Here is a 6,961-nt window from a genome sequence, read left to right as displayed (position 1 = left end):
CCTCCGGAAGCCGAATACTCCGCTACGCTCCGTTTCGCGCGTCCCCGCGCGAAATGCTCCGCCTCCGGCGGGTGGTTTATGAATTCGCCCTCCGGGCGAAATTCATAAACCTGTGCCTCCGGCACGAAAGGCGTTGTATATGTGGGGTGTTGATGTTTCGAAGAGTGAGGTTTGACGGAGTGTCAGGGAGGTTTTTGGGTGCCGGTTGCTGGAATGTCCCTCCGGTCCATTCCAAGGAGTGTCAGGGATTCTCCGAATTCCCTGACCCGAAAATGAGTAGAGAACTCCGGAATTTCGTGGGACCAGTAAATCACGCAATTCCGGGGAGAGTTGGCCCCTCCGGGCCCAACTCGGCCGGAGGGCAAAGAGAGTGACGAGACGTGAGAGAACGGCTGCGAGGGTGTGGCACCCTCCGGGCACCCACACACCCCCACCCGGACGAGCACCCCAAGAGAGCCTGACGTATCCCCACGCGTATGTCGGCCAACAAGCCTCAGCGCCCTTCGTTCGAAAGTGACTCCACCCGTTGCCCCGCGCGGTCGTCCGAAGAAGGTCGTCGGCGACATAACTCGCCGAGGAGATGTGGTCGGCCTGGGGCCTGGAGTACGAGCTGCTGAGGCGATGTGACCTCGTGAACGGTAGGACTCAAACCTCAGATAGAGAAGAAGACGGATAATCGCAGGTCAGAGCGATGTTGTGACGCGGGATCTGCAGGGTCAGAGACGACAGATCCACTTGGAAACGTCGTCCGTGGCGAGACGGAACCTACCCAGAATGTCAGCTCTGCTGACATGACTTGCCCTCGAAATGTCAGCAGAGCTGACATTTCGAGGGCTCCCTGAGTCCCGTGTCGGTGTTCGAGCCCGCTTCGTGAAGATGTGTCACCCCGGGGGCGACATACGACGCGCCGAATGTCAGGGGTGCCGACATGCAAGTCAGCAGAGCTGACATACTGCCGCTGTCGAAAATCCGAAAGTGGGAGAGCAGCCACGTGTCATCCGCTCAGCCGAGGCGCCGTCAAGCCGCTCCGCGACCGAAGCCGGCGGAACTCGATCCCTCTGATCCACTGGCTGCCTTCGACGCCACGCTCGCCCCGGTGCGCAGTCTGGATGACCTGGCCCGCCAGTTCCCCGACCGGGACCTGGCGCTCAGCCGCAAGCGCGCACCGCTGGAGATGTACAGCAGCGAGGACAACCCCAACGCGTTCGCCCTGGACAGCCTGGAGTTCTTCCTTGTCATCAGCCAGTACTTCCGCGAGGCACTGCCCCTGCGGCTCATCTTCCTACTGATCGCCTGTCAGCGCGCTGGCGGCCGCATCGAGCTGACGCAGGAGGAAATGTCCAAGGTCCTGGACGTCAGCCGCCAGGCGGTCAACGAGGCGCTCCAGGAGATCATGACGCACGGGATCATCTTCAAGAGGTCGCGAGGCGTCTACCAGTTCAACCCGCCATACTCGTACCGGATCGGCGAGCTCGTCCGCACGATGGACGGTGGCAAGAAGTACGTGCGGGTAGAACAAGACGAAGTCCTTAACGAAGTCCGCCGCGACACCACGCTGCCAGACCTGGTGCGCTTCCCGTCACTGGATCACCTGCGGCGCGCCGTCGACGAGATGCGTGCCGAGCGGGCCGAACGACGGACCGAGCGGAAGAAAGCCCGACGAGCTGCCGAAGAGCCCGTCGACGGCCTGTGGGAGCTGCCTGGCGCAGCCGAGGAGGGGATGGCGCAGTGACTGCTAGTTCCATGCGTTTCGCGACAGTCAACGCCGAGGGCGTCGTCGCAGACCTGGACCTGCCGGCGACCTCATACCGGGCGCTGCTCAAGCTGCGTGCCCTCAGCGAAGCCGGCGGCCGCATCGAGATCGACCAGGCCGACCTCGCCCAGCGCCTCGACATCAGCCGCCCCGCCGTCACCGCGGCCCTCCGCCACCTCGACCTCGCCCAGCTCGTCAAGAAGACTCGGAACGGCGTCTACCAACTCAACGCTATGCTCGCCGGCTACCTCACCCCGGCCGACTGCGCAGCCGCCCTCGCCGATATGGACCCTGCCGAACGCCTCAACGCCCCCGACTTCGTCGAGCGGTACCACGAGGCCGTCAAGATGTACCAAGACCAACTCGCCCAGAAACGCCAGGCACGCGAGCAGCAGAAGAAGGCCGTCGCGGTACGCCGCGGAGCTCTGCACGCGGTCGGATAGGGATGGGCCGTGACGATCGTCGTGGGGCCGGGCACCCCTGAGTAGGTGGGGACGGCCAAAACGCCCTCGTCTTCGCGCGTCCTGCCGACGGGTTGGCCCGAACTGCTGCACCTGCTAGGCCGTCATCAGGATGGGTCTTCGGCTGAACAGCACGGGCATCTGCGGCCAGCGGGGTTCGCTCCAGGGCTCCAACTGCCCTCGCTGGAGCGCGCCGCCGTCAGAATGCTCAAGAGAGATCGAGACTGCCTCCCATGCCCATATCAAGCCCCATAGCGGCCTGGCGTAGATGGACTTCCAGACAGGCCGACAATTACGTCGAGGATGCACAACGAGCGCTGCACAGAGTCGGTTTCGAATGGGTTGTATTGCCCCTCCATATTCGCTCCGCTCTTCACTCTTATGCCCTCTGGGTCAGATGGGCTGCCCTCCATAGGCTGTGTCGCCTCATGGTCGTATTCATGGGGACCATCTTGACCGTGACGCGGCTGTCCCATGAGCCCCACTCTCGCGTTCTGGGGGCGTATTTTTTGCTAGCCGCGTTCGGCGGAATAGTCACTTTCTGGGCCCCAGCTCAAATGCGTCAACATCAGCTGGTGGCGGAGTGTGCTGAGGCGATCTACGCCGCTGCCGCAGCAGCGAACGCGGGCGGCAACGACCGGGCTGCGGCAATGTGGAAGGTCTCCATCAGCATGCGGTCCGTAGAGCGGGCCGTCTTCCGGGCCCGCCGCTCGCACCGCACCGTTGCACGAAGCCGACGATCTCGCCATGCCGTCCTGCGGCGGCACGCTGAACGCGTCGTGGCCACACTACGGGCCGCCGAGAACCAACTGGACGGAGACAGGCCCACCGCCGCCCTGGAACACCTCTCCGGGCTGCTCCTGCGGATCGCCGCCAGCAGCGCGGCCGGCCATACCGGCAAGCTCCTCCCGGACAGCCTCACCGAACCCCACAAGGACGACCACGTCCGCGACACCGAACTCTTGCGGATTGCCGCCGTCGTTCTCCTGACCCTGGCCGCCGTCGGCGGCGTGGTCGTCTTCAAGGTGCCCGATATCGCCGCCGTGAGCGTCATCATGGGCGTTGCCGTACTGTCCTCGATCGCGCTCTTCGGGCACGGCTGGACGCGGATGCTCAAGGTTATCGAGTTGGTGAAGCCGGGCTGAATCTCTTCCCGGCCGGGGCCGACCCCCTCTGCGTCAGTCCCGGTTGGTCTGGCAATGCCCTGAACGGTCCGGGTAGAGGTGCGTATCCTCCAGGGATCGCCCTGTGTGATCGGGAGGGGACATCAATGGCCGAGTACGCCGCCGGAGCGGACGACGGTGAAGAAGACGAGACGCCGGAGACCGGAGAGGACGCCGGGCAGAAGCGCGCGCCGTCCGACGCCGCAGCGGCGGCAGTCAGGGCTTGATCAAGTTCCGTAGGTGTCTGGTTCGGTTGTGATGCCCAGGATGTGAAGTGCTCGTTCGGGTTCGTTTCGAATCGCTCGGGTGGTTTTGGCGATGTTGTCGGATCCGAGGGTCTTCAGGACGCCGATGGCGAGGTTGCGGAGGGTTGCCATGGCGCGGGGTGCGGTGCCGGTGTGGACGGTGGAGGCGTCTTCGGCGAAGGTGACGTCCCTGATGTGGTGTGAGGAGTTCTCGATCCCCCAGTGCCCGCGGATCGCGGTGGCAAGGCCGGCGGGGCCGGTCTGGTGGGCGTCGAGGCTGGTGACGGCGTAGAGGCTCTCCCGGGTCTCGCGCTGGCCGGTTTGCTTGCGGCGGCGGTGGACACGGATGGCCAGGCGGCCGTGGGGGAAGGAGATCCCGCCGAGTTCGTCCGGGACGGCGCAGGTCTTGATCGAGCGGGACTCGCGCCTGCCGTGCCCGGTGGTGGAGGCGGTGTGCTGGACGGGAATATCGCGCCACGGCAGGTCCGCGAGCTGGCTGTGGGCGGTCGGCTGGTTGGTCTTGATCACGGCGATGTAGTGGGCCTTCTTCGTCTCGACCAGCCAGGAGACGTTCGCCTTGACCGAGTGCAGCGCGTCGAAGGTGACGACGGTGCCAGCCAGGTCCAGCGGTGCCAGGAGCGGTTGGAAATGTGTGGTTTCGTTCTTCTTCGCGCCCACTTCCACCTGCGCGAGGGTGACGACCGGGGCGTGGGTGACCGCGGAGAGCAGATGCCGGCGCTTCGCGGTCAGACGGGCTGATCCCTTGAGTGTCTTGCCGTCGACAGCGATCACACACGGCCGCCCGGACGCCGAGGGCGATGGCCTGTGGGCCGGCTCGGTGGCGACGCGGTGCCGGTCGGCGAGGTAGGCGCCCACCGCCCGGTCCAGGGCGTCACCGTCAACGGTCCCCAGCACCCGGCCGATCGTGGCCGGTGACGGAGTGCGTCGCCAGCCGAGCAGGTGACGCCGGATCCCGATCACTACCAGGAGTGCGTTCGAGGCGCGCTGGCCCCACTCGGCGAGTTCCTCGATGCTCCTCGCTCCCGACACGGCCGCACAGGCGCACACCAGCAAGATCGCGGTCAGTGAGTACCAACGGCCCCGCCGCGAGCGCGGATCGGGCACCGCATCGAGGTAGGAACGCAGATCGGCGACCTGACCGGCGTCCAGCGGACCCAGCCTCATCAGCACGGCAGGGACCGGAGAAGATATGGCAGCAGGCACGGGCCACCTCGTGATCATCGGGCGTAGGAACCACAATGATCACGAAACCCGTGCCTGCCCTGCTATCCACCCCAACCGACGACAGCCCGGCCAACCCTCACCACCCCGGAACTTGCAGCCGCCCTGCCTTGCCGTCGACAGCGATCACACACGGCCGCCCGGACGCCGAGGGCGATGGCCTGTGGGCCGGCTCGGTGGCGACGCGGTGCCGGTCGGCGAGGTAGGCGCCCACCGCCCGGTCCAGGGCGTCACCGTCAACGGGGGTCTTCGAAGTTAGGCGGGGTTGAGGTGTCCGCGGGCTCGGCGGGTGGTGACGCAGCGTGTGCGTAGGCGCTGGCTGTCGGCATTGCGGAAGCCGAATGCGTTGCGGGCGACGAGCTTGATGACGCGGTTGATGCCTTCGCTCTTGGCGTTGCTGTGGCCGGTGTCGATGAACCCGGCGATCTCGGGCCACCAGCGGTCGACGGTGGTGGCGAGGGTGCAGGCTTCGGGGATGTCTGAGTCCGCGCACCAGGTGAGGAACTTCCATCGGGCGTGGCCTACTTCTTCGCGGTCGGCGCCGGTTCGGGCCAGGGCGAGGAGGGTGCGCAGGCTCTCCTTGGCGATCCAGGCGGTCAGCAGCGTCTGCCCGATCGGCCCCTCGTCCAGCAGCGCGTTCCACATCGTGGCGAACTGCTGGTCGGTGAGGTCCTCACGGTTGCGCAGCAGCCGTCGACGGGCCTTCCATTCCGGGTCGGTGGCGCGTCCACGCCGGCCCCGGATCTCGGCGGTGGTGCGACGCCGTACAGCAGAGAGCATCTTGTTCGCGAGCTGGACGATGTGGAAGTGGTCAACGACCACGATGGCATCGGGCAGGCCGGTGCGGATCGCGGCCCGGTAGGTGGCTGACATGTCGATGGCGACGTAGCGGATGTTCTTTCTCCACTCCAAAGGGGTGGTGGACAGCCAGGCCAGGACGTCGGCGGCGGCACGGCCCTCGACCTGCCCGAGCAGGCCACCGGCCCCGAGCGCGTCGACGAACCCGGTGTGCCACCTCTCGCGCACCAGGTGCCACTTGCCGGTGTCCGCATCCTGTTCCCAGCGCGGCCGTCCGCGCCGGGTCTCGTCGACGCCCAGCACCTCCACTTCCGGCAGCGGCGCCTCGGTGACCTCGCGGGCGGCCGCGCGGAAGGCGTCCATCACCGTCGGCCAGGACACGTGCAGGTCACGGGCGGCCTGGACCACGGTGGAAGCAGCATCCCGCACCCGCAGGGCGGCAGCCCGGCGCAGCCGGCCGGTGATCCGGGCCCCGGCCGGTATCTGCCGAACCTGCTCGGTGAACGACTTCCGCTCGCATCCGGACTCCCGGCAATACCAACGCCGCTTGCACCACACGAACTCCAATCCCCGTTCTCCGTAAGGAAGATCACGTGGACGGGTGTACACGAGGCCCTTCACATGTGACGCGAACACGCCGCAGGAGGGACAGGCCCGGGCGGCTTCGTCCGCTGTGGTCAGATGCACCCGCCGGGTGCCGTCCATCAGCCGCTCAACGCTCTCGACGGCAAGGCCGTCCAAGTCGAGCAGCACCGCCGTATCGTTGTCCAAGCCCGTGGTTTCTGGTGATCAAACTGCCGGAGAACAGTCATGATCGCCGATGACCACGGACGCCCTGCACCCACGAGCCGACCACCCCCACGCTTACCCTCCGTGAGAACCCCGGAGGACGAAGGCTCACCCACCCCGCCTAACTTCGAAGACCCGTCAACGGTCCCCAGCACCCGGCCGATCGTGGCCGGTGACGGAGTGCGTCGCCAGCCGAGCAGGTGACGCCGGATCCCGATCACTACCAGGAGTGCGTTCGAGGCGCGCTGGCCCCACTCGGCGAGTTCCTCGATGCTCCTCGCTCCCGACACGGCCGCACAGGCGCACACCAGCAAGATCGCGGTCAGTGAGTACCAACGGCCCCGCCGCGAGCGCGGATCGGGCACCGCATCGAGGTAGGAACGCAGATCGGCGACCTGACCGGCGTCCAGCGGACCCAGCCTCATCAGCACGGCAGGGACCGGAGAAGATATGGCAGCAGGCACGGGCCACCTCGTGATCATCGGGCGTAGGAACCACAATGATCACGAA

6 protein-coding genes are annotated in these 6,961 nt (G+C 66.4%); 3 read left to right on the top strand and 3 right to left on the bottom strand.

From position 1 onward, the window contains the following. Positions 1-1,096 precede the first annotated feature (1,096 nt). The 3 genes from OHB41_RS50585 to OHB41_RS50575 all read left to right on the top strand — a co-directional run bounded on the left by OHB41_RS50585 (position 1,097) and on the right by OHB41_RS50575 (position 3,359). Positions 1,097-1,732: a helix-turn-helix domain-containing protein gene (locus OHB41_RS50585; protein WP_266709364.1), complete on the top strand. Its 636-nt coding sequence runs from the start codon at positions 1,097-1,099 to the stop codon at positions 1,730-1,732. Positions 1,733-1,743: 11 nt separating this feature from the next. Continuing rightward, on the top strand, positions 1,744-2,196 hold the full coding sequence (locus OHB41_RS50580; RefSeq protein ID WP_266709362.1) for a MarR family transcriptional regulator: 453 nt from the start codon (positions 1,744-1,746) through the stop codon (positions 2,194-2,196). A 593-nt stretch (positions 2,197-2,789) separates the two neighbouring features. Next, on the top strand, positions 2,790-3,359 hold the full coding sequence (locus OHB41_RS50575; protein ID WP_266709360.1) for a hypothetical protein: 570 nt from the start codon (positions 2,790-2,792) through the stop codon (positions 3,357-3,359). 245 nt (positions 3,360-3,604) lie between these two features. Here OHB41_RS50575 and OHB41_RS50570 read toward each other — a convergent pair whose 3' ends face one another. The 3 genes from OHB41_RS50570 to OHB41_RS50560 all read right to left on the bottom strand — a co-directional run bounded on the left by OHB41_RS50570 (position 3,605) and on the right by OHB41_RS50560 (position 6,876). Next, on the bottom strand, positions 3,605-4,807 hold the full coding sequence (locus OHB41_RS50570; RefSeq protein WP_266709368.1) for an ISAs1 family transposase: 1,203 nt from the start codon (positions 4,805-4,807) through the stop codon (positions 3,605-3,607). A gap of 312 nt (positions 4,808-5,119) precedes the next feature. Next, positions 5,120-6,433 (bottom strand): ISL3 family transposase, encoded by a 1,314-nt coding sequence (locus OHB41_RS50565; RefSeq protein WP_266696430.1) that lies wholly within the window; start codon positions 6,431-6,433, stop codon positions 5,120-5,122. After that, entirely contained in the window at positions 6,367-6,876 is a 510-nt protein-coding gene (locus tag OHB41_RS50560) for a transposase family protein (protein WP_266709366.1), read from the bottom strand. The genes OHB41_RS50565 and OHB41_RS50560 overlap by 67 nt, the downstream gene beginning before the upstream one ends. Between the last annotated feature and the right edge of the window lie 85 nt (positions 6,877-6,961).

Origin of the sequence: Streptomyces sp. NBC_01571 (assembly GCF_026339875.1) — a bacterium.
Classification (GTDB): Bacteria; Actinomycetota; Actinomycetes; order Streptomycetales; family Streptomycetaceae; genus Streptomyces.
The sequence above is the reverse complement of the archived record's forward strand: the minus strand, read 5'-3'. Positions and strand labels throughout refer to the sequence as shown.